The sequence below is a fragment of the Streptomyces parvus genome (assembly GCF_014648875.1).
Classification (GTDB): domain Bacteria; phylum Actinomycetota; class Actinomycetes; order Streptomycetales; family Streptomycetaceae; genus Streptomyces; species Streptomyces parvus.
Genome location: NZ_BMRY01000017.1, coordinates 57,098 through 77,490, shown reverse-complemented (window position 1 = coordinate 77,490; position 20,393 = coordinate 57,098). Strand labels below are relative to the sequence as shown.

General features: G+C 72.2%; 24 protein-coding genes. 7 read left to right on the top strand and 17 right to left on the bottom strand.

What is annotated here, in order from left to right:
• Positions 1–14: 14 nt before the first annotated feature.
• Together IE140_RS33910 and IE140_RS33905 are read right to left on the bottom strand one after the other, a co-directional pair.
• Positions 15–1,001: an asparaginase gene (locus IE140_RS33910; protein WP_150193485.1), complete on the bottom strand. Its 987-nt coding sequence runs from the start codon at positions 999–1,001 to the stop codon at positions 15–17.
• A 51-nt stretch (positions 1,002–1,052) separates the two neighbouring features.
• Positions 1,053–1,700 (bottom strand): RsiG family protein, encoded by a 648-nt coding sequence (locus IE140_RS33905; protein WP_229827024.1) that lies wholly within the window; start codon positions 1,698–1,700, stop codon positions 1,053–1,055.
• Between the two features lie 115 nt (positions 1,701–1,815).
• Between IE140_RS33905 and dtd the strand changes: the two genes are divergently transcribed.
• Entirely contained in the window at positions 1,816–2,265 is a 450-nt protein-coding gene (dtd, locus tag IE140_RS33900) for a D-aminoacyl-tRNA deacylase (protein WP_150193486.1), read from the top strand.
• A 51-nt stretch (positions 2,266–2,316) separates the two neighbouring features.
• Here the strand turns inward: dtd and ygfZ are convergent, their stop codons facing one another.
• The 6 genes from ygfZ to IE140_RS33870 all read right to left on the bottom strand — a co-directional run bounded on the left by ygfZ (position 2,317) and on the right by IE140_RS33870 (position 7,296).
• On the bottom strand, positions 2,317–3,282 hold the full coding sequence (gene ygfZ / locus IE140_RS33895) for a CAF17-like 4Fe-4S cluster assembly/insertion protein YgfZ (RefSeq protein WP_150193487.1): 966 nt from the start codon (positions 3,280–3,282) through the stop codon (positions 2,317–2,319).
• Between the two features lie 9 nt (positions 3,283–3,291).
• Positions 3,292–3,750, bottom strand: a complete 459-nt coding sequence (locus IE140_RS33890; protein ID WP_093445276.1) for a Fur family transcriptional regulator — start codon at positions 3,748–3,750, stop codon at positions 3,292–3,294.
• A 56-nt stretch (positions 3,751–3,806) separates the two neighbouring features.
• Positions 3,807–4,379: a heme-binding beta-barrel domain-containing protein gene (locus IE140_RS33885; RefSeq protein WP_032781356.1), complete on the bottom strand. Its 573-nt coding sequence runs from the start codon at positions 4,377–4,379 to the stop codon at positions 3,807–3,809.
• 282 nt (positions 4,380–4,661) lie between these two features.
• The gene (locus IE140_RS33880) at positions 4,662–5,672 is read right to left on the bottom strand and encodes a hypothetical protein (protein WP_229827021.1); all 1,011 of its coding nucleotides are present in this window, start codon (positions 5,670–5,672) and stop codon (positions 4,662–4,664) included.
• Positions 5,669–6,499: a hypothetical protein gene (locus tag IE140_RS33875; RefSeq protein ID WP_229827020.1), complete on the bottom strand. Its 831-nt coding sequence runs from the start codon at positions 6,497–6,499 to the stop codon at positions 5,669–5,671. The genes IE140_RS33880 and IE140_RS33875 overlap by 4 nt, the downstream gene beginning before the upstream one ends.
• On the bottom strand, positions 6,496–7,296 hold the full coding sequence (locus tag IE140_RS33870; RefSeq protein WP_225679342.1) for a hypothetical protein: 801 nt from the start codon (positions 7,294–7,296) through the stop codon (positions 6,496–6,498). Before IE140_RS33870 ends, IE140_RS33875 begins: the two co-directional genes overlap by 4 nt.
• A gap of 105 nt (positions 7,297–7,401) precedes the next feature.
• Here IE140_RS33870 and IE140_RS33865 point away from each other — a divergent pair, with 105 nt between their 5' ends.
• Positions 7,402–7,764, top strand: a complete 363-nt coding sequence (locus tag IE140_RS33865) for a DsrE family protein (RefSeq protein WP_093807666.1) — start codon at positions 7,402–7,404, stop codon at positions 7,762–7,764.
• 19 nt (positions 7,765–7,783) lie between these two features.
• On the opposite strand, the gene IE140_RS33860 is transcribed toward IE140_RS33865, so the two are convergent.
• The 8 genes from IE140_RS33860 to IE140_RS33830 all read right to left on the bottom strand — a co-directional run bounded on the left by IE140_RS33860 (position 7,784) and on the right by IE140_RS33830 (position 13,442).
• Positions 7,784–8,041 (bottom strand): DUF3099 domain-containing protein, encoded by a 258-nt coding sequence (locus IE140_RS33860; RefSeq protein WP_032766301.1) that lies wholly within the window; start codon positions 8,039–8,041, stop codon positions 7,784–7,786.
• Between the two features lie 139 nt (positions 8,042–8,180).
• Positions 8,181–8,468, bottom strand: a complete 288-nt coding sequence (locus IE140_RS33855; protein WP_003968135.1) for a DUF1416 domain-containing protein — start codon at positions 8,466–8,468, stop codon at positions 8,181–8,183.
• A gap of 40 nt (positions 8,469–8,508) precedes the next feature.
• Entirely contained in the window at positions 8,509–9,348 is an 840-nt protein-coding gene (locus tag IE140_RS33850) for a sulfurtransferase (RefSeq protein WP_032781366.1), read from the bottom strand.
• A gap of 173 nt (positions 9,349–9,521) precedes the next feature.
• Positions 9,522–9,602, bottom strand: a complete 81-nt coding sequence (locus tag IE140_RS36725) for a putative leader peptide (RefSeq protein WP_350310325.1) — start codon at positions 9,600–9,602, stop codon at positions 9,522–9,524.
• A 299-nt stretch (positions 9,603–9,901) separates the two neighbouring features.
• Positions 9,902–10,594, bottom strand: coding sequence for an LmeA family phospholipid-binding protein (locus IE140_RS33845; RefSeq protein ID WP_150193488.1), 693 nt, complete (start codon positions 10,592–10,594; stop codon positions 9,902–9,904).
• A gap of 157 nt (positions 10,595–10,751) precedes the next feature.
• Entirely contained in the window at positions 10,752–12,227 is a 1,476-nt protein-coding gene (locus IE140_RS33840) for a hypothetical protein (RefSeq protein ID WP_150193489.1), read from the bottom strand.
• 10 nt (positions 12,228–12,237) lie between these two features.
• Positions 12,238–12,492: a MoaD/ThiS family protein gene (locus tag IE140_RS33835; protein ID WP_006125697.1), complete on the bottom strand. Its 255-nt coding sequence runs from the start codon at positions 12,490–12,492 to the stop codon at positions 12,238–12,240.
• Between the two features lie 62 nt (positions 12,493–12,554).
• The gene (locus tag IE140_RS33830) at positions 12,555–13,442 is read right to left on the bottom strand and encodes an alpha/beta hydrolase (RefSeq protein ID WP_150193490.1); all 888 of its coding nucleotides are present in this window, start codon (positions 13,440–13,442) and stop codon (positions 12,555–12,557) included.
• 344 nt (positions 13,443–13,786) lie between these two features.
• Between IE140_RS33830 and IE140_RS33825 the strand changes: the two genes are divergently transcribed.
• The 5 genes from IE140_RS33825 (at position 13,787) to IE140_RS33805 (ending at position 19,153) form a co-directional block, all read left to right on the top strand.
• A complete protein-coding gene (locus IE140_RS33825; protein WP_032766285.1) occupies positions 13,787–14,605 on the top strand; it encodes a response regulator transcription factor in 819 nt (272 codons plus the stop codon).
• Between the two features lie 24 nt (positions 14,606–14,629).
• The gene (locus IE140_RS33820; protein WP_093445270.1) at positions 14,630–15,670 is read left to right on the top strand and encodes a LacI family DNA-binding transcriptional regulator; all 1,041 of its coding nucleotides are present in this window, start codon (positions 14,630–14,632) and stop codon (positions 15,668–15,670) included.
• A 96-nt stretch (positions 15,671–15,766) separates the two neighbouring features.
• On the top strand, positions 15,767–16,831 hold the full coding sequence (locus tag IE140_RS33815) for a S1C family serine protease (protein ID WP_150193491.1): 1,065 nt from the start codon (positions 15,767–15,769) through the stop codon (positions 16,829–16,831).
• 70 nt (positions 16,832–16,901) lie between these two features.
• Complete coding sequence (locus tag IE140_RS33810; RefSeq protein WP_097973790.1) at positions 16,902–17,642, top strand: response regulator transcription factor; 741 nt, start codon at positions 16,902–16,904, stop codon at positions 17,640–17,642.
• Between the two features lie 95 nt (positions 17,643–17,737).
• Entirely contained in the window at positions 17,738–19,153 is a 1,416-nt protein-coding gene (locus IE140_RS33805) for a HAMP domain-containing sensor histidine kinase (protein ID WP_150193508.1), read from the top strand.
• 12 nt (positions 19,154–19,165) lie between these two features.
• Here the strand turns inward: IE140_RS33805 and IE140_RS33800 are convergent, their stop codons facing one another.
• A complete protein-coding gene (locus IE140_RS33800; protein ID WP_150193492.1) occupies positions 19,166–20,101 on the bottom strand; it encodes a phosphatidylinositol-specific phospholipase C in 936 nt (311 codons plus the stop codon).
• Positions 20,102–20,393: the final 292 nt, after the last annotated feature.

Sequence of the window (20,393 nt, the reverse complement as noted above, 5' to 3'; positions counted from 1 at the left end):
TAAGCAGGCACGGATCAGAATGTCGCCCGAATTTCCCCGACCTCGGCCGCCCCGCCGAGCAGCGGCGAACGTCCGATCCTGGCGACCACCGGAGCGTCCACGCCCAGCAGCTCCAGGGCGCGGGCGAGCACCGGGCCGAGAGCCCGCCCCGCCCCGTCGTCGATCTTGAAGGCGAGGGCCCGGCCGTCGGCCAGGGCGACCGCCTGGACGGCCTCGGCGCCCATCTTGGAGAGCGTCCCGGGCACCTCCCGCATCAGCCAGGTGTCGGGGCGCCGGGTGCCCGCGACGTACTCCGGGTGGGTGCGCATCGCGTCGGCGACCCGCCGCTCGGCGCTCCCGGGCTCCGCGAGCACGAAGGACCGGAAGGCGCGGGCCAGACCGGTCAGCCCGATCGCCATCAGCGGGGCCCCGCAGCCGTCCGTGCCGACCGCCGCGACGGGCTCGCCCGCGGCCTCGGCGACGACCTGGGCGACGAGCTGCTGGAGCGGGTGCGCGGGGTCGAGGTAGGTGGCCGTGTCCCAGCCGTTGCGGACGCAGACGGCGAGCATGGCCGCGTGCTTGCCGGAGCAGTTCATCGTGATCCGCTCGCGTACGTTCCCGGCGGCGAGGTACGTCTCCGCCTCCACCGGGTCCAGCGGCAGGTCGGGCGGGGTCTGGAGGTCGGCGGGCCCCAGTCCGTGCTCGGCGAGCATCTTCCGCGCGAGGTCGAGGTGGAAGGGCTCCCCGGAGTGGCTCGCGGCGGCCAGCGCCAGCCGTTCGCCCGACAGGTCGAGGCCCGCCCGCAGGATCGCGGCGGCCTGCATCGGCTTGTTGGAGGACCGGGGGAAGACCGGCGCCGCCGGATCGCCGATCGCCCGCTCCACGCTGCCGTCGGCGGCCAGCAGGACCAGCGCCCCCCGGTGGTGGCCCTCGGTGAACCCGGAGCGCACGACCTCGGCCAGGACGGGCGGGGCGGGTACGGCGGCGGAGGGTATGGCGGACGGGGCGTCGCTGGACGTCATGGGTGGCCTTCCGGGGACGGGGGTGCGGGACCCGCGCCCGGAAGGATCGCTTCAGGCGAGCAGGTCGTCCACTTGTGCTTCCCCGTCACGGTACCTGCGGGCGATCTCCGCGCCGCAATCGTCGGCCGTGCGCTGGAGCTCGTGACGACGCCGGGAAACCTGCTGTTCGTAGCGGACGAGCCGGCCCATCGCCGCGTGCAGCTCCTCGTCCGTCCGGGCGTCCAGATCGGACAGCTCGACCTCGGCGAGGTTCTCGGCGGCGAGCTGCCGGAACTCGTCGCCGCGCGGCGTCGTCAGCGTGACGTGCCGGGCCGAGGTGCGGTGCCGGGACGGGGTGTCGGCCAGGATCTCCGAGAGCCGGTCGACCACGGCGGCGTCCTCCACCGGTGCCTCCGGGTCCCGGCGGCGGGCCAGTTCGGCCCGGAGGATGTCGATCCGGCCCTGCACGAGCCGGCGTACGTAACTGAGATCGGCCTCGTCCCGCTGGGCCTCCCGGCGCAGCGTCCGCAGCTCCGGCAGCCGCAGCCCGCCGAACCCCGCGTCGCCGCCGGCCTGCTCCGGCACGGTGGCGGTGGCGGGCGTGGCGGGTGGCGCCACGGGAGCATGTCCCGGCAGACTGCGCTGTACGGGTGACCTCAGGGTGCTGGTACGGGCCCCCGGAACGGCACCGGGAGATTGCCCTGCTCCATATGTGCTCATGCTGTTTTGTCCCCTCGACCGGTGCGTCGGCACACCGACATCGTGCATCGTGCCACCCCTGCCCGTGCCCCCGCTGACGTCTTGTACCCGTTCAGCCCAAGATAGGTTGGTCTGTATGCGTGCAGTGGTACAGAGAGTGGATGGCGCGAGCGTCTCCGTCGCCGGCGCGACGGAGACGCCGTCGGCCCCGGGAGTCGTCGGGGAGATCGTCGGCGAGGGCCTGTGCGTGCTGGTCGGGGTCACCCATGACGACACCCCCGAGAAGGCGGCGCAGCTGGCCCGCAAGCTCTGGTCGGTGCGCATCCTGGAGGGCGAGAAGTCCTGCTCGGACGTGAACGCGCCCCTCCTGGTGATTTCCCAGTTCACTCTCTACGGGGACGCCCGCAAGGGCCGCCGGCCCACCTGGAACGCCGCCGCTCCGGGCGAGGTCGCCGAGCCGCTGGTGGACGAGGTGGTGGCGCGGCTGCGGGCGCTGGGGGCGCACGTGGAGACGGGCCGGTTCGGAGCGGACATGCGCGTCTCGCTCACGAACCACGGCCCGTTCACGGTGATCATCGAGGTGTAGCCGTACGCCGCCGGAGCGGGGCTCCTGGCGTACGCCGCCTCGACGGAGCCCCTACGGTTCCACGACCGTCTCCTGGGCGGCCGCCGTGTCCCCGGCGATCAGCTCCGCGTCGACGGCCACGTTCCGCTTGACCAGGGCCAGGGCGATCGGGCCCAGTTCGTGGTGGCGGGCCGAGGTGGTGATGAAGCCGAGCTGGCGGCCTTCCTGGCCGTCGGCGGCCAGCCGTACCGGAGTGCCGTGGCCGGGCAGGTGCACCTCGCTGCCGTCGAGGTGCAGGAAGACGAGCCGGCGCGGCGGCTTCCCCAGGTTGTGGACGCGGGCCACGGTCTCCTGGCCCCGGTAGCAGCCCTTCTGGAGGTGGACGGCGGTGCCGATCCAGCCCAGCTCGTGCGGGATGGTGCGGTGGTCGGTCTCGAAGCCGACGCGGGGCCGGTGCCCCTCGACGCGCAGCGCCTCGTACGCCAGGATCCCGGCGGCGGGCCCGTGGGCGGCGGCGAACGCCTCCAGCTCCTCGCGCGGCAGGAACAGGTCCCGGCCCTGCGGGGTCTCCCGTACGGTCACCCCGTCCGGGGCCTGGGCGATGGAACCGGCCGGGAGGTGGACGACGGCGGTGTCCGGGGTGCGGTCGGCGACCTCGACCCGGTAGAAGAACTTCATCGACTCCAGGTAGGCGATCAGATCGGCCTGGGTGTCGGGTTCGACGTGCATCCACACCGTCGTGCCGTCGTCCACCAGATACATCGCGTGCTCGATGTGCCCGTTGGCGGAGAGGATGAGCGCCTCGGTGGCCTGGTGCGGGGCGAGGTCGCTGACGTGCTGGGTGAGCAGGAGGTGCAGCCAGCTCAGCCGGTCGTCGCCGGTGACGGCGACGACGCCCCGGTGGGAGAGGTCGACGAAGCCGTTGCCGTCGGCGAGGGCGCGTTGCTCGCGGAACAGGTCGCCGTAGTGCGCGGCGACACCTTCGTCGCGGCCTTCGGCGGGGACGGCGCCGGGCAGGGACAGCAGGGGGCTCTTCATGCGCCCAGCCTACGACTTGGCGGAGGTGTCCTCCGCGGCGTCCCGCGCCTTCGCCGCCGTGCAGTCCGCGCAGCGGCCGAAGATCGCGAAGTGCTTCATGTCGGTGTCGAAGCCGAAGTCGGCGCGCAGCTTCTCCGTGAACTCGGCGACGACGGACAGCTCCGCCTCGATGACGTCCTTGCAGTCCCGGCAGACCAGGTGGATGTGGTGGTGCCGGTCGGCCAGGTGGTACGACGGGGCGCCGTGGCCGAGATGCGTGTGGCTGACGAGCCCGAGCTCTTCCAGGAGCTCCAGAGTCCGGTACACGGTGGAGATGTTCACGCCGGACGCCGTCTTGCGCACCTCGCACAGGATGTCGTCCGGAGTGCCGTGCTCCAGCGCGTCGACCGCCTCCAGGACGAGCTGCCGCTGGGGCGTCAGCCGGTAGCCGCGCTGCCGAAGATCGGTCTTCCAGTCGGTGGTCACCACACGCCCAGTCTAGGGCGTGCGGTCAAACCCCGGCCGGTCCCGCGGCCCCGGCACTCCTACTTGAAGAAGGCGATGCCGTCGTCCGGCATGTCCTCGAGGTTCCGCGCCATCTCGGCGACCTCCTCGGGGGTGACGACCTTCTTCAGGTGCGCCGACATGTACGGGCGCAGCTCGACGTCGGGGGTGGCCTTCTCGCCGACCCACATCAGGTCGCTGTTGACGTACCCGTAGAGCCGCTTGCCACCGCTGTACGGGCCGGAGGCCGCGGTGCGGGCGACCGCGTCGGTGACCAGGTCGATCTGCGGCTTCTGGTCGGCAAGCTCGCCGTACCAGATCTCGATGACGCCCTGGTCGCGGGACATGACGACCTCGACCTTGCGGTCCTTGTCGATGCGCCAGTAGCCGCTCTCGGTCTCCAGCGGCCGGACCTGCTTGCCCTCTCCGTCCAGGACCCAGGTGTGGGAGACGTACTCCAGGAAGTCCCGGCCGTCGTGGCTGAAGGTGACTTCCTGGCCGAAGTTGCACTTCTCGGCGCCGGGGAAGTCGGACACGCCCGCGCCCGCCCAGTTGCCGAGGAGGAAGGCCAGCGGGACGAGGTCCGGGTGGAGGTCGGACGGGATCTCGATCATGAGCGGCTCAGACGATCTGTGAGGGTGCGAGGAGGGGTGGGCGGGAACCGTTGCGCGACGAGGTCAGCGCTGGCCCTGGTACAGCTTCTTCACGGTGAGCGCGGCGAAGGCGGTGACGCCCACGCAGACCAGGACCAGCAGGGCGGTGAAGAATGCCTCAAGCACAGGGGGCTCCTCGTGACGAGCGGTTGGCGGCCACGGCATGGCCGGGCCCCCAGCCTAATGGGTGGGGGCCCGGTCTTCTCGTTCAGGTGCCGGTCGCGGGCCGCGCCCGGCACCGCCTCAGGCGAGCAGCTGGTTCTGCAGGATCAGCGTCTGCTGGAAGGGGATGCGGGCGGTCTCCCGCTTTCCGGGACGCTCGTGCACGACGAGGGCGATCGTGTCCCCCGCCAGGGTGTACGCCTGCCGGACGTGCTCGGCCCCGAAGGGCGCCTGCTCGGCGAAGACGAACGAGGACAGGTTCTCGATGTCGTTGACCGAGCCCCAGGCGGGGTCGAGGTCGGTGGTGTCCGTACGGGCCAGGGGCGTACCGGCCGACGATCCCACGTTCAGGTCGTCGATCATGCGGCTCGCGAACGCCGTCGAGTTGAACCGCACCAGGTAGATCCGGGACGTCGTGCCGTCCGGCATGGTCCAGCCGCGGGCCGCGATGTGCCGCGGGGCGGCGTCCTTCAGGAGCTGGGCCACCGACCGCCGGTCCTGCTTCCGGTAGGCGTCGAGGAAGGTCTCCGTGGAGATCCAGCCGCCGGTCAGCTTCTTGTCGGGCTTCGCTCCGGCGGGGGCCGGAAGGAGCAGTTCGCGCAGGTCGGCGTGGTGGATCTCGGCCGGGTTGCCGGGCGAGAACGGCCGGGGCGAGCCGGCCGGGAGCGCGGGCAGGGACAGCTCCGGGTAGTCCCAGCGGCCGTCGCCCTCGGTGGCGAGCCCGGGGACGTCGGTGCGTTCCAGCGAGGCGATCCCGAAGGCCGTACCGGTGCCGAGCACCCCGAACGCCAGCGCGGCGGCCGTCCACCGCGCCACGGCCCGCAGAACTCGCCGGGGCGGCTTGGGCGCCGCGTCGGCCGCGACAGCCGCTATGGGCACCACGGGCGGAGCCTCGGGCAGCGGGGGCGCGCCCTCGGGCACCGGGTGCGGGGCGGGCGCGGGGGGTGCCTCGGGTGCGACGGGCGCCCCGGTCGCCTCGGGCGCGACGGGTGCCTCGGCCTTCTCCGGCGCGACGGTCGCCTCCGGCTCAACAGGCGCCCCCGCACCCTCGGGTGTCACTCCCGCCCCAGGGGTCACCGTCTGCTCGCTCATATGTACTCCCCCGGGGACGCGATGTGGTCGAGCTGGTCCTTCACCAGGTCCCCGACCTCGGACGGGCTGAACGGCTTGCTGCCGCTCGCTTCGACGGAGACCGAGACCTCACCCTCGTACGCGATGCAGAGGACACCGTCGAGGGTGTCCTTGTCGCCCTTGGGCAGCCGGTAGCAGGAGGCCTTCCTGTGGCCCTCGATCGACGGCCCCTCGCGGAGCTCGTCGACGCCGTCCAGCAGCGTCTTGCGGTCGGCGTGGTTCCGGTGGAGCGCCCGCTTGTCCCGCATCTTCACGACCTCCACGTTCACGAGGAGGTCGTTGGAGTCCGCGAGGTACGAGCGCTTCGCGATGCCCTGGATGCGCAGCTTCTCGATGAACTTGTTCAGCTCCCGGCGGTCCTTCCCCGCCAGGCCGCGTCCCATCTCCTTCATCGCCGCCGTGGCCTTGGCGCCGCTCGTCTCGCTGTCGTTGCCGAGATCGCCGATGTCCGGGCCGAGCCGGTAGCCCTTCGGCACCGGGAGCAGCAGCTTGGCCAGCTCGGTGTCGTGGCGGCCCCGGGACGGATCGCCCGCCGGGTCCTTGCCCTTCGGTACGTGGTCCTCGTCCCAGATCGCCGTCGTGACCGTCCGGTCGGCGGCGTCCACGGTGTTCTTCGTGTACGCCGCCGCGCCGCCGACCGCCCCGAGCACCAGGACGACGGGCAGCGCGGTCAGGAGCACCCGGCGGACCTTGCGTCCCCGGTGCTTCTGGTGGTCCCCGTCGGGGGCGGGCTCGGTCACGGCATCGGCCACGGGCTCGGTCACGGGGTTCGTTTCGTCGTCGGTCACAGCCGCTCCAACTGTCGCTCGGCCAGCGTCCGGATGTCCTTCTTGCTGATCGGGGAGCTGTCGGAAATGCTGATGTCGAGCGCGATGTCGCCGCGTACGGCCAGTGCCCTGGCCCGGTAGAACGGGAGGTATCCGGCCTTCCGCTCGACCGGGTAGAGGAAGTAGCGGCCCTCGCGGCTGCCCTTGATCGCGTCGCCCATGTTGCCCGCGCCCTCCTCGTCCTCCGGCATGTACGTCATCTGGCCCTCGAAGTGCTCCGAAGCGCCGAGCAGGTCACCGGACCGGAACTGAAGCAGGTGGACTTCGGTATTCCGGTACTTCCCCTGGTCCCACGAGGTCGAGGCGACCCGGCGGAGGCCTTGCTCGGCCAGCGCCTCGAACATGTAGTGCGGGTTCTCGAACTTCATCTCGGCGTACTGGTCGATCGGCTCCCAGCCGTCACCGAGGCCCAGCTCGTCGATGAGCGTCTTCTTCGCTCCCTCGGGCCGGTCGACGAGCAGCTTGCGCAGATCTCCGTCCGTCTTGACCCGCCGGTCCTGGGCGGCCGGCAGCGGGGCCGGTGCCCGGTCGGCGGAGAGCGGCTTCGCCGGGTAGCCGAGGCCGGGCTGCGACAGGGCGGCCAGCGGCGTCGGCTCCCGCTCCGCCTGGACGCCGTAGCCCACGGCGACCCCGCCCACGATCCCGAGCAGGGCCGCCGCCGCGATGATCAGCGTCGTACGGCCACGAGGCCGGGGCCGGTGCGCGGGCACGGCGGCGGAGGCCTCCGGTGCGGCAGGAATGGTGTCGTTCGGTTCCAAAAGGGTCCCCCCAAGAGACCTGAAGCGCGGGTTCCCTTACCTGCGCGCACAAGTGACCCCCAGCCAGGCAAGGAGGTTGTCTCCCGGACGATTACAGTTCGGCATATGCCGAAGAAGCTTGTGATCAAGGTGACGGCCGGGCCCGAGGCCGCCGAGCGCTGCTCGCAGGCCTTCACCGTGGCGGCCGTGGGGGTCGCCAGCGGGGTGGAGGTCTCGCTCTGGCTGACCGGGGAGTCCTCGTGGTTCGCGCTGCCGGGCCGGGCCGCCGAGTTCGAACTGCCGCACGCCGCCCCGCTGCCCGACCTGCTGGACTCGATCCTGGCGGGCGGCCGGATCACCCTGTGCACCCAGTGCGCGGCCCGGCGCGACATCACGGAGAAGGACGTGCTGGAGGGCGTACGCATCGCGGGTGCGCAGGTCTTCGTGCAGGAGGCCATGGCGGACGACACGCAGGCGCTCGTCTACTGATCCCCGCCCGGGGGCGGCCTCAGCGACGTTTCCTGCCGTCCAGCTCGTCCCACCACTCGTCGGACTCGGGGTCACCGGAGGGGTCGTCCCACCAACGGTCCTCCGGGCCGCGCCGGTTGGCGACCATCGCGGCGACCGGCGGGATGACCATGGCGACGACGCACATGGCGATGGCGGCGGGCATGGACCACAGGCGCACCACGGCCCAGGCGGACACGAAGAGCACGATGCATCCGCCCATCATCAGGAAGTAGTTCCTCCTGCGTCGGGCGTACATGCTTCCAGCGTAGGACTCCCGCCGCCGGACGGCACGAAGGGCCGCACCCCGCGTCAGGTGGCGTCCAACCCCCTGGGGTGCGGCCCTTCGGCCGTTCGGTGTGCCGTCGAAGACGGCGTGCCGCGGATCCCGTGAGGGATCAGACGGCGATGGCGACCTCGGAGAGCCCGCCGGTCTGCGCGACGACCGTGCGGTCGGCGCTGCCGCCCGGAACCAGGGCGCGGAGCGTCCAGGTGCCCTCGGCGGCGTAGAACCGGAACTGTCCGGTCGCCGAGGTCGGGACCTCGGCGGTGAACTCACCGGTCGAGTCCAGGAGGCGCACGTAGCCGGTGACGGGCTCGCCGTCGCGGGTCACGCTGCCCTGGATGGTGGTCTCACCTGGCTTGATCGTCGAAGCGTCGGGGCCACCGGCCTGTGCTCCACACATGGTTCTGTCCTTCGGGTCGTCGTGGTGCTGGTCGGTGGGGTTACTTGTTGGCGCCGAGCTCGATCGGCACGCCGACGAGGGAGCCGTACTCGGTCCAGGAACCGTCGTAGTTCTTGACGTTCTCCTGGCCGAGCAGCTCGTGGAGCACGAACCAGGTGAGCGCGGAGCGCTCACCGATGCGGCAGTAGGCGATGGTGTCCTTCGACAGGTCGACCTGCTCGTCCTCGTAGAGGGCCTTCAGCTCGTCGTCCGACTTGAAGGTGCCGTCGTCGTTGGCGTTCTTCGACCACGGGATGTTGCGGGCGCTCGGCACGTGGCCGGGGCGCTGCGACTGCTCCTGCGGGAGGTGGGCCGGGGCGAGCAGCTTGCCGCTGAACTCGTCGGGCGAGCGCACGTCGACCAGGTTCTGGCTGCCGATGGCCTTGACGACGTCGTCGCGGTAGGCGCGGATCGACTCGTCCTGCGGCTTGGCCGTGTACTGGGTGGCCGGGCGCGTGGGGACGACGTCGGTCAGGTCGCGGGAGTCCAGCTCCCACTTCTTGCGGCCGCCGTCGAGGAGCTTGACGTTCTCGTGGCCGTACAGCTTGAAGTACCAGTAGGCGTACGAAGCGAACCAGTTGTTGTTGCCGCCGTAGAGGACGACCAGCGTGTCGTTGCCGATGCCCTTCTCGCTGAGCAGCTTCTCGAAGCCGGCCTGGTCGACGAAGTCGCGGCGGACCGGGTCCTGGAGGTCCTTGGTCCAGTCGATCCGGATCGCGTTCTTGATGTGGTTCTTCTCGTACGCCGAGGTGTCCTCGTCCACCTCGACGATCGCGACCTGCGGGTCGTCGATGTGGGCCTCGACCCAGTCGGCGTCTACCAGGACGTCGCTGCGGCTCATGCTGTTCTCCTCCGGGGCAGTCTGCGGCGGGGTGGTGCGAGATGCGGAGTTGCTGGGTGCGGGTGTACGCGCGGAGGCACGGAACGCGGCGCGCACGGGGCACGGGGTCGGCCCTGGTGACGGTCGGAGGGCCGGGGGAAGCGGGGCGGCCGCGACGGTGCGTGCGGTCCCGCTCAGAAGGTGCGACAGAGCATGGCGGCGACGCGGCACAGGTCTACTGCCCGCCGCTTCGTGAGATCCGCCTGTCGCTTCATGCGTCCGATCGTAGGGAGGTACGGACGGAGATGTCACCGTCGTGTCGCATGGTGAGACACGATCATCCGTGATGCGAGACGGGAGTGTGGGGATCCGGGCCGCGATCCGCTGCCGTGCTCCTCCGAGCCTTCCCCGCATCTGCGGACCGGACGCGGTTGTCTCACCATCCGGATCGGAGGGTCGGATCAGCCGGTCGGGCGGAGTCCGGGCCGGTCAGGTGGCCGGCCCCGTCAGGTGTTCGACCCCGTCAGCAGGTCGGCCCCGTCAGGTGTCTGACCCCGTCAGCAGGCCGGCCCCGTCAGCCGGCCGTCAGGGAGACGTCCGAGCCGGTCACCGAGATCTCCAGGCCCTTCTCGGTCACCTTGACCTCCTGGAGCTCCAGCCCCTCGGGCAGCCCGTCGATGTCGCCCTCGAAGTCGGTCTTCTCGCGGACCAGCTCCTCCACCCCGGGGATCCCCTCGCCCGGCACCTGGTCCGCGCGCACCTTGATCGTGTGGCCGTCGACCCTGGTCACGGTGGACAGCACGCTGCGCGAGATCGGCCGGCCGAGGACCTCGACCGTGCCGGTGACCTTCGCCTTGCCCTTGCCGCCGTACTCCACGACGACGCCGTCGCTGGCCGCCGCCGTCAGGTCCTCGTACGTGACGAGCGCGGTGCCGGTGGCGCGGGTGGCGGTCGCGGTCCGGTAGCCGGAGCCGAGCTTCACGTCGTGGAGCTGGGCCCGGACCTCGCTGACCCGGATCGTGCGGCCGGCGGCACTGGTCTTCATGCCGGTGAGGTTGACGTCGACCCGGTCCAGCTCCGATCCGGCGAGCTGGGTGAGGAAGGGGAAGCCCTTGATCGAGATCTCCGTCGTGGCGGGGCCGCCCCCGCTGATCGTGACCCGGTCCTCCGCCTCGGACTCGGCGTACCAGACGGCCGCCCGGTCGACGGCGAGGAAGAGGCCGCCGAGCACCACCACCAGGACCAGCAGTATTCGCAGTGCGCGCATGTCTCGATTCCCCACCCTGAGCCGATCGGTCCCCCTGGCGCCCGTGAGCCTACTGCGGCAGGAGTGGGCGCCCTGGATGATCGACGACCGACGGCCCCCCGGTGGTTCCCGAGGGGCCGTCAGCAGCCGTCAGCAGCCGTACGAAGCAGGGCAGGCCCTATAGGAGGGCGCGGCCGACCACGTAGACGGCCGGGGCCGCCAGGGTCAGCGGCAGCGCCACCCCGGCGGTCATGTGCACGAACCGGGACGGGTAGTCGTAGCTCGCCACGCGCAGCCCGATGAGCGCGCAGCCGGCCGCCGCGAGACCGAGCAGCGTGCCCTGCGGACCGATGCCGGTCGTGTTGCCGAAGACGAGGCCCGCGCCGACCCCCGTGACCAGCGCCATGACGAGGGAGGCCGCGCCGGGCAGCGGGAGGGCGCGGACGAGCGTGGCCGCCGCGACGGCCGCCCCGCCGACGACCACCGCGTCCGGGTCCGCCGCGAGGAATCCGCCCGCGAGCACCGCGAGGGACGCGGAGACGACGGTGGCCATCAGGCCGTACATCCGCTCGTCGGACCCCGCGTGGCTGCGGAGCTGGAGGACCACGGTGAGCAGCACCCAGACGCCCAGGGTGCCCAGCAGCGCGGCCGGACCGTGCTCCCGGCCCGCCACGAGCAGGGCGACATCGGCGACCAGGCCCCCGGCGAAGGCGAGCGCGATGCCCTGGCGGGCGGGCCACATGCCGTTGAGCCGGAACCAGCCGGCGGCCGTCACGGCCTGGAGGAGCACCACCGGGACGAGCAGGGCGTACGTCCCGATCGCCGCGCCGCCCGCGAGCAGCAGGCCGAGCGCGGCGGTGAGCGCCGCGGGCTGGATCCCCGGCGCGATGATCGGCGAGCGCCCCTCGGCACGGGCCCGCTGGGCGTCGGTGATCCGGGCGTTGCCCAGCGTCGTGGGCGCGCTGTACCCGGTGTCGCCGGGGCCCGACTGCGCGGTGGCGGGCGCGGGCGCGGTCACCGGCTCGGACACGGGAGCGGGCGCGGGTGCGGCCGGTGCCACGCGTGCGGCGGGCGCGGCCGGGACCTCGGGCGGCAGCGGATAGGAGCCCGAGGCTCCCTGGGGCGGCAGGTAGGCGGTGTCGGCGGCCGAGAAGGGGTACGCCTGCTGCGGCTGCTGTCCCTGGTGGTGCGGGGGCTGCGGCTGCTGCTGTGCGTACGGCCCGGGCTGCGGCTGTCCGTACGGCTGGGGCTGCTGCTGCCCGTACGGCTGAGGCTGTGCGTACGGCTCCGGCTGCTGCGACTGCCCGTACGACTGGGGCTGCGACTGCGCGTACGGCCCCGGCTGCTGCGGCTGTCCGTGACCGTGGCTCTGCCCGTGTCCCTGGCCCTGCCCGTAGCCGTAACCGTCGCCCTGCCCCTGCCCGTATCCCTGGGCCTGGCCCTGTCCCGGGCTTCCCTCCGGGCGGATCGTCGGCTGGTACTGCGTGTCCCAGGTCGGGGCCTGCCACGTCTGCGTGCCGCCCTGGTCGAAGGCGGCCGGCTCCTGGGGCCCGGCGTGCTGCCCGGCCGTGCCGTCGGGCCACTGCGGCGGCGCGGGACGCTGCGGGTGCTCGGGGTCGTACGGATACGGGTACTGCTGATCGCTGCTGCTCATGGCCTGCGGTTCACCCTCCTGCGAACGGCGGGAGCACCTCGACCGTGCCGCCCTCGGCAAGGCGTACGGTCTCATGCTCGCGGGTCCCCACGGGGTCCCCGTCGACGAGGAACGAGCACCGCCGGAGCACCTGGCTCAGCTCGCCGGGGTGCCTCTCGCGCACGGCGTCGAGCGCCTCGGCGAGAGTCGCCGCCGCGTACGGCTCCTCCGCGGTGCCCGCTGCGGCCTTCGCCGCGGCCCAGTAGCGGATCGTCCCCGCTGCCATGGCGCCACTCCTTCGGTCGGTCGGTTCGTCGGACGCCTCGTGCGTCAGCTCTCCATGATGGGTCACGCGGGCGGTGTGGCCGTCGCCCAGTCGGCGATGCGGGCCAGGAGGGCGTCGTCCGCCGCGTTCTCCGCGTGGCCCATCCCCCGCTCCAGCCACAGCTCCGCGCCGCCGGGACCGGCCGCCTCCGCCAGCATCCTCGGGTGGTCCAGCGGGAAGTACGGGTCCCGGTCGCCGTGCACGAGCAGCAGCGGGGCCGGGGCGATGAGCGGGACCGAGGCGACCGGGGAGAGGGGGACGGGGTCCCACTCCTCGGTGGCGATACGGGTACGGAATCCGTAGCGGCCGACGAGACGGCCCGGGGGGCGGGTGACCACCCAGTGCAGCCGGCGCATCGGGGCCGTCCCCCGGTAGTACCAACGGGCGGGCGCGCTGACGGAGACCACCGCGTCCGAGTGCGCCCCTGTGCGCTGTATGCGCCCCTCGCGCTCCGGCACGCGAACGGGTGTATCCCCGGCCGCGGATTCCGCGCCTCCGGCGAGGGGGTCCGCCGTATACAGGGCGCCGTGCCGGAGCACCACCGAGCCGCCCATCGAGAACCCGACCGTCACCACCCGGGTGTGCCCGAGCCGCCGCGCCCAGGTCACCGCCGCCGCCAGATCCAGCACCTCGCGGTCGCCCACCGTGGAGCGCCCGCCGGACCGCCCGTGGCCCCGGAACGAGAACGTGATCACGGCCGCACGCTGGGCGAACACCCGCGCGGCACGACGTACGGCGGGACGGTCGGCCGCCCCGGTGAACCCGTGCGCGACGACGATCGCGGGGGTCGCCGCGGAGGTCGCCGCCGGGGCCGCGGCGAGGGTCCCGGCGGCCCCGCCGCCCGGGGCTCCGAAGCCCGCCGTACACGGTTCGTACACCGCCTCGACCGGCACGCCGTCATCCGTCAGCAATGTGGCGAATCGTGGGGGTGGCGTGAGCAAGGGAACAGAGGAACCCCGGAATCGACCCTCGGACACGGAACTCATGTGGGCTATTCTGCTGCGAAGAGGATCCGGGCAATGCAGCCCCCGGGTCCTTTTGTGCTTTACGGGCGTTGTTACGACGACGTTTCCACAAGCTCAGCGGTCCCCGGGGCGCGGGACCGCACGCAATACCCGCTTGACGTACGAAGCAGTGCCGCATACTCCCCCGGGTCCGGCCCGGGAGTGCCCCTCTCGCAGGGAACGAGGAGGACCGACGTAATGGGCGAGCGAACCGTGCAACACGATCGACCGAACCAGGCAGGTGGGCGGCGATGAGTTCACTGCTGCTTCTGACGAACGCACTCCAGCCGTCGACGGAGGTGCTCCCCGCCCTCGGCCTTCTGCTCCACAGTGTGCGGGTGGCCCCCGCCGAGGGCCCGGCCCTCGTGGACACCCCGGGCGCCGACGTGATCCTCGTCGACGGGCGGCGCGACCTTCCGCAGGTCCGCTCGCTCTGCCAGCTCCTGCGGTCCACGGGCCCCGGCTGTCCGCTGATCCTCGTCGTCACCGAGGGCGGTCTCGCGGCCGTCACCGCCGACTGGGGCGTGGACGACGTCCTGCTGGACACGGCGGGACCGGCGGAGGTCGAGGCACGGCTGCGGCTCGCCATGGGCCGCCAGCAGATCACCTCCGACGACTCCCCGATGGAGATCCGCAACGGTGATCTCTCCGTCGACGAGGCGACGTACAGCGCGAAACTCAAGGGCCGGGTCCTGGACCTGACCTTCAAGGAGTTCGAACTGCTGAAATACCTCGCCCAGCACCCGGGCCGGGTGTTCACCCGCGCCCAGCTCCTCCAGGAGGTCTGGGGGTACGACTACTTCGGCGGTACGCGGACGGTCGACGTCCACGTACGGCGGCTGCGCGCCAAGCTCGGCCCCGAGCACGAGTCGCTGATCGGGACCGTCCGCAACGTCGGCTACCGCTTCGTCGTGCCGGAGAAGGTGGAGCGCGCCGCCGAGGAGGCGAAGGAGCGCGCGGCCGGGCGGCCGAAGGCGGACGGACCCGATGCCCGGCCCGTCGCCCGTTCGGAGCAGTCCTCTTCGGCCACGGCGGAGCAAGAAGCCCCGGTCCGGGCTGCCAAGGGATAGGTCCATCCGCGTAGACTGCCACGCGTGGCCAAGGTGACGCGGGACGATGTGGCGAGACTGGCGGGGACGTCGACCGCGGTCGTCAGCTACGTCATCAACAACGGACCCCGGCCGGTCGCCCCGGCCACGCGCGAGCGGGTGCTCGCCGCGATCAAACAGCTGGGCTACCGGCCCGACCGGGTCGCCCAGGCCATGGCCTCGCGCCGCACGGACCTCATAGGCATGATCGTGCCGGACGCCCGGCAGCCGTTCTTCGCGGAGATGGCGCACGCGGTCGAACAGGCCGCCGCCGAGCGCGGGAAGATGGTGCTGGTCGGCAATTCCGACTACCGCGACGAGCGCGAGGTCCACTATCTGCGGGCCTTCCTCGGCATGCGGGTCTCCGGGCTGATCCTGGTCAGCCAGGGCCCCAGCGAGCGCGCCGCCGCCGAGATCGAGGCCTGGGACGCCCGGGTCGTCCTGCTGCACGAGCGCCCCGAGGCGATCGACGACGTCGCCGTGGTCACCGACGACGTCGGCGGCGCCCAGCTCGCCACCCGCCATCTGCTGGAGCACGGCCACCCGTACGTGGCCTGCCTCGGCGGCACGGAGGAGACCCCGTCGGTGGGCGACCCGGTCGCCGACCACGTCGAGGGCTGGCGGCGGGCGATGCACGAGTCGGGCCGCTCCACGGAGGGCCGGCTGTTCCAGGCCCCGTACAACCGTTACGACGCCTACCAGGTGGCCCTCGGTCTGCTGTCCGGACCCGACCGGCCGCCGGCGATCTTCTGCGCCACGGACGACCAGGCCTTCGGCGTGCTGCGGGCAGCCCGGGAGCTGCGCATCGACGTGCCGGGCGAGCTGGCGGTGGCGGGCTTCGACGACGTGAAGGAGGCGGGTCTCACGGATCCGCCGCTGACCACGGTCTACTCCGACCGTCCGGCGATGGCCCGGGCGGCCGTGGACCTGGTCCTGGACGACGCGCTGCGGGTCTCGGGGTCGCGGCGGGAGCGGCTGAAGCAGTTCCCCTCGGCGCTGGTGGTCCGGCGCTCGTGCGGCTGCGGGGAACCCGCACCGTCCGTCTGACCGTCGGTACCCGTCGGCCTTTACAGCGGGCATACGCGGTTCTTCCGGGCTTCTCAGGACGTACTCAGGCGGCTCTCATCTTCGCCGACCAGCCTGATGGACATGACGGAGAACCTTCGCCCGAGCGGCGCGCACTCGACGGACCAGGACCCGACCTCGTACCCGTACGCCTCCCCGTCCGCGTATGACGGCACGGCGTACCACAGCGCTGCGGGCGGTTACCCGCCGCCGCCCCCGTACGCGCCCGCCAACCGGCGCAAGGCGAAGCGGCCGGTGGCGCTGCTGGCGGCCGTCGCGATCGCGGCGGGTGTGATCGGCGGCGGCACCGCCACCCTCGTCGGCCGGCTGAACGGCCAGGACTCCGCCGCCACCGGTTCGGGCGGCGCGGTCAACGGCACCACCGTCTCGCAGAGCAGCAAGGGCACGGTGGCGGGCGTCGCGGAGGCGGTCTCGCCCGCGATCGTGGAGATCGGAGCGGCCTCGTCGGCGGGCAAGTCCACCGGATCGGGCGTGGTGATCACCGAGGACGGCGAGATCGTCACCAACAACCACGTCATCTCCGGCGCGCAGCAGATCCAGGTCACCCTCTCCACCGGCAAGACGTACACCGCCGATGTCATGGGCACCGACCCCGACAAGGACCTGGCGCTCATCAAGCTCCGGGGCGCGAGCGGCCTGAAGACGGCGACGCTGGGCGACTCCTCCAAGGTCAAGGTCGGCGAGGAGGTCGTGGCGATCGGCTCGCCGGAGGGCCTGACCGGCACCGTCACCAGCGGCATCGTCTCCGCGCTCGACCGGGACGTGACGGTGGCGAAGGACGACTCCGGCAGCTCCGGCCAGGGGCAGGGCCAGGGCCGGCAGGGCGGCGGCCAGGAGTGGCCGTTCGAGTTCGGCGGGCAGCAGTTCAACGGCGACACGGGCGAGGAGACCACCACGTACAAGGCGCTCCAGACCGACGCCTCGCTCAACCCCGGCAACTCCGGTGGCGCGCTGATCAACATGAACGGCGAGATCATCGGCATCAACTCGGCCATGTACTCGCCCAGTTCGTCGTCGGCGGGCAGCGGTTCCTCGGCCGGCAGCGTGGGCCTCGGCTTCGCGATCCCGGTGAACACGCTCAAGGCCGACCTGGACACCCTGCGCGCCGGGAACGGCTCCTGACCGTGCGAGGCTGAGAGCGCCCGCGCAGGGCGGACGGACCGGGTCGACACGAGAAGAGGACCAGACAGCGATGAGCCCCGCCGAAGACGATCCCCAGCGCATCCTGATCGTCGACGACGAGCCGGCCGTGCGCGAGGCGCTGCGGCGCAGCCTCGCCTTCGAGGGGTACGGGACGCAGGTCGCGGTCGACGGGTACGACGCCCTGGCGATGGCCGAGGCGTACGCCCCCGACCTCATCGTCCTGGACATCCAGATGCCCCGGATGGACGGGCTCACCGCCGCCCGCCGCATCCGGGCCACCGGCTCGACCACGCCCATCCTGATGCTCACCGCCCGCGACACCGTCGGGGACCGGGTCACCGGGCTCGACGCCGGGGCGGACGACTACCTGGTCAAGCCGTTCGAGCTGGACGAGCTGTTCGCCCGGATCCGGGCCCTGCTGCGCCGCAGCAGTTACGCGTCGGCAGCGGCGGCGGGCGCACAGGCCCCCGACGACGACGTGCTGTCCTTCGCGGACCTGCGGATGGATCTGGCGACCCGCGAGGTCACGAGGGGCGAGCGCCGGGTCGAACTGACCCGTACGGAGTTCACGCTGCTGGAGATGTTCCTGTCCCACCCGCGCCAGGTGCTGACCCGGGAGCAGATCCTCAAGGCCGTCTGGGGCTTCGACTTCGAGCCGAGCTCCAACTCCCTGGACGTGTACGTGATGTATCTGCGCCGCAAGACGGAGGCGGGCGGCGAGCCGCGCCTCGTCCACACCGTGCGCGGGGTGGGCTACGCGCTGCGGACGGGCGGGAGCGGGGAGGCGTGAGCGGGTCGGCGCCCGTCGCGGACGGCCGGGAGCAGGGTGGGACGTCCGGGTCGACGGCCGTCCCGGACGGGCGGGGCCGGCGGGGCAGGGGTCCGCTGCGCCGGTTCCGGGCGCTGCCGCTGCGCTCACGGCTGGCGCTGCTGGTGGCCACGGCGGTGGCGGTGGCGGTCGCGGCAGTGGCGGTGGCGTGCTGGTTCGTGACCCGGGAGCAGTTGGAGGACCAGCTCGACGACTCGTTGCGCAACGCGAAGATGGACAACGCGCCGATGCGCGATCTGCTGTCCTCGTGCCTGAGCGGCGGGCAGTTGCCCGCCCAGGAGTTCCCCGGCCAGTACACCGTGCAGATCGTCGCGGCGAACGGCGACTACTGCACGGCCCCGAACACGACGCCCGTCCCCGCCCAGCCCAGCGACATCGCGGTGGCGGCGGGGCGGGAGGACGACGCCCTGCACACGACGGAGAACGAGCGCGGGGAGGACATGCGGGTCTACACCCGCAAGCTGCCGCCGGTGGTCAGCTCCGGCCAGGCCAACAACGAGCTGGCGGTCTCGGTGGCCCGCCCGCTCAGCGAGATCGACGCACCGCTGTCCACGCTCGCCTGGGTGCTGGTCCTGGTCGGCGGCATCGGCGTGGTCGGCGCGGGCGCGGCGGGACTGTGGGTGGCGCGGGCGGGTCTGCGCCCGGTGGACGAGCTGACGGAGGCGGTCGAACACGTCGCGCGCACGGAGGACCTGACCGTCCGCATCCCCGTCGACGGCGAGGACGAGATCGCCCGTCTGTCGGCCTCCTTCAACTCGATGGCCGCCCAGCTCGCCTCCTCCCGCGACCGCCAGTCCCAGCTGATCGCGGACGCGGGCCATGAGCTGCGCACCCCGCTGACCTCGCTGCGGACGAACGTGGAGCTGCTGGCCCGCAGCGACGAGACGGGCCGGGTGATCCCGCCGGAGGACCGCAAGGCGCTGATGGCCTCGGTGAAGGCCCAGATGACGGAGCTGGCCGCGCTGATCGGCGACCTCCAGGAGCTGGCCCGCCCCGACGCGGCCGAGCCGGGCCCGCTCCAGGTGGTGGCCCTGCACGAGGTCACCCGCTCCGCCCTGCGCCGAGCCCGCCTGCGCGGCCCGGAGCTGACGATCACGGAGGACCTGGCCCCCTGGTACGTACGGGCGGAGCCTGCGGCCCTGGAGCGGGCGATCGTCAACGTCCTGGACAACGCGGTGAAGTTCAGCCCGCCGCGCGCCACGGTCGACGTGCGGCTGCACCGGGGCGAACTGACGGTACGGGACCGGGGCCCCGGCATCCCCGCCGAGGAACTCCCCCACGTCTTCGAACGCTTCTGGCGCTCCCCGACCGCCCGCCAGCTCCCCGGCTCGGGCCTGGGCCTGTCCATCGTGGCCCGTACGGTGCACCAGGCGGGCGGCACGATCACCCTGCTCCCGGCCCCGGACGGGGGCCCCGGCACGGTGGCGTCCCTGACGCTGCCGGGGGCGCCGACGCCGCCGCCGGAGATGTGAGGGCTGCCGGGCTCACCCCACCGGGTTGTGCCGGATCAGCGACTCGACGAGCCCGGACCGCTGGTTCGGGTAGTCCAGCGGGACGATGCCGAGCCCGGTCCACCCGGCGGTCTCCGCGCGCTCCAGGAAGGAGTGCACCTGCGGGTTGAGGCGGTCGGCGTTCCAGCGGGGCGGCATCAGGGCGGCGGTGGAGACGTAGTTCATGTAGAACTTCCCGGGCTGCGCGGCCGCCTTGCGGAACTGCGCTTCGATCTTCGGGTACTTGGCGAACGGCTCCGCCATGTAGTCGTCCTGGATGTCGAAGAGCGCCGGGTCCGCGTACCGCACCCCGGGCAGCCCGCCGTTGTCCGCGAGCAGCACCACCTTGCCGCGAGCCCCGCCGAGGTCGGGGAGAGTGGAGTCGAGGCGGAACAGGGAGCGCCAGCCCCGCCGGTCGAGGTAGTCGTCGAAGACCGCCCGGAACGCGGCGTCGCTCGCGGAGGAGTGCTCCTGCTTGACCCGCATCAGCACGGTCTCGGTGGGGCGGGCGGCGAGGAAGTCCCGGCAGGCGATGAGGACATCGCCGAACATCATGTTCTGGAACGACGCCCCGTGGTGGATCGCGAACGAGCCGTCGATGAGCCGGCACCGTACGTCGAGGAAGCGGATGCCGCTGGTCAACTGCTGGGCGATCGTCGTGTTCTGACACTCCGACCAGGGCCCGCCGAACCGGGCCCCCGAGTCGTGCGTCCCCGGGATCGTCAGCCGCTGGAGCGCGGTGCCGTCGGGCAGGGCGGCCATCCAGTCCTGCGTCCCCCGGACCGCCCGGGCCTTCTCCCGGGTGGCGGCGACGGCGGGTGCCGTGCCCACGATCGCGGTGGCGGACACGGCGAGGGCACCGGCCAGGAAGCCTCTGCGGGAGGGACGGGACGGGGACGCGGACTCGGGCGTGTGCGCGGGGGTGGACATGCGGGTGCCTCCAAGGGCCGTGGGGGGTCGGACCGGGCGGTAACCCTTGGATTCTGTCGGGTGCACGTCACGCAGGAAAGAGGACAGGCGCCCCTGTCCGGCGACGGAGGCCACGTCAAGGTGAACGCAATACTGCGGAGCGGAATATTCACCATGTCACCGAAAGGAATTACCCAAGCCCCATAAAAGGATTGCCGGAAATAACGAAAAACCCTTATTCTGGGCCCACTTGACCGGCCCATTCGACCGGCACCGTCGCGGAGAAAAGGCGATTTCCGACAAACGCACGAGC

What these genes read in the sequence shown, in the direction of transcription:
- IE140_RS33910 (WP_150193485.1), bottom strand. Translation starts at nt 1,001, where the DNA reads ATGACGTCCAGCGACGCCCCGTCCGCCATACCCTCCGCCGCCGTACCC.
- IE140_RS33905 (WP_229827024.1), bottom strand. Translation starts at nt 1,700, where the DNA reads ATGAGCACATATGGAGCAGGGCAATCTCCCGGTGCCGTTCCGGGGGCC.
- dtd (WP_150193486.1), top strand. Translation starts at nt 1,816, where the DNA reads ATGCGTGCAGTGGTACAGAGAGTGGATGGCGCGAGCGTCTCCGTCGCC.
- ygfZ (WP_150193487.1), bottom strand. Translation starts at nt 3,282, where the DNA reads ATGAAGAGCCCCCTGCTGTCCCTGCCCGGCGCCGTCCCCGCCGAAGGC.
- IE140_RS33885 (WP_032781356.1), bottom strand. Translation starts at nt 4,379, where the DNA reads ATGATCGAGATCCCGTCCGACCTCCACCCGGACCTCGTCCCGCTGGCC.
- IE140_RS33880 (WP_229827021.1), bottom strand. Translation starts at nt 5,672, where the DNA reads ATGAGCGAGCAGACGGTGACCCCTGGGGCGGGAGTGACACCCGAGGGT.
- IE140_RS33865 (WP_093807666.1), top strand. Translation starts at nt 7,402, where the DNA reads ATGCCGAAGAAGCTTGTGATCAAGGTGACGGCCGGGCCCGAGGCCGCC.
- IE140_RS33860 (WP_032766301.1), bottom strand. Translation starts at nt 8,041, where the DNA reads ATGTACGCCCGACGCAGGAGGAACTACTTCCTGATGATGGGCGGATGC.
- IE140_RS33855 (WP_003968135.1), bottom strand. Translation starts at nt 8,468, where the DNA reads ATGTGTGGAGCACAGGCCGGTGGCCCCGACGCTTCGACGATCAAGCCA.
- IE140_RS33850 (WP_032781366.1), bottom strand. Translation starts at nt 9,348, where the DNA reads ATGAGCCGCAGCGACGTCCTGGTAGACGCCGACTGGGTCGAGGCCCAC.
- IE140_RS36725 (WP_350310325.1), bottom strand. Translation starts at nt 9,602, where the DNA reads ATGAAGCGACAGGCGGATCTCACGAAGCGGCGGGCAGTAGACCTGTGC.
- IE140_RS33845 (WP_150193488.1), bottom strand. Translation starts at nt 10,594, where the DNA reads ATGCGCGCACTGCGAATACTGCTGGTCCTGGTGGTGGTGCTCGGCGGC.
- IE140_RS33840 (WP_150193489.1), bottom strand. Translation starts at nt 12,227, where the DNA reads ATGAGCAGCAGCGATCAGCAGTACCCGTATCCGTACGACCCCGAGCAC.
- IE140_RS33835 (WP_006125697.1), bottom strand. Translation starts at nt 12,492, where the DNA reads ATGGCAGCGGGGACGATCCGCTACTGGGCCGCGGCGAAGGCCGCAGCG.
- IE140_RS33825 (WP_032766285.1), top strand. Translation starts at nt 13,787, where the DNA reads ATGAGTTCACTGCTGCTTCTGACGAACGCACTCCAGCCGTCGACGGAG.
- IE140_RS33815 (WP_150193491.1), top strand. Translation starts at nt 15,767, where the DNA reads ATGGACATGACGGAGAACCTTCGCCCGAGCGGCGCGCACTCGACGGAC.
- IE140_RS33810 (WP_097973790.1), top strand. Translation starts at nt 16,902, where the DNA reads ATGAGCCCCGCCGAAGACGATCCCCAGCGCATCCTGATCGTCGACGAC.
- IE140_RS33800 (WP_150193492.1), bottom strand. Translation starts at nt 20,101, where the DNA reads ATGTCCACCCCCGCGCACACGCCCGAGTCCGCGTCCCCGTCCCGTCCC.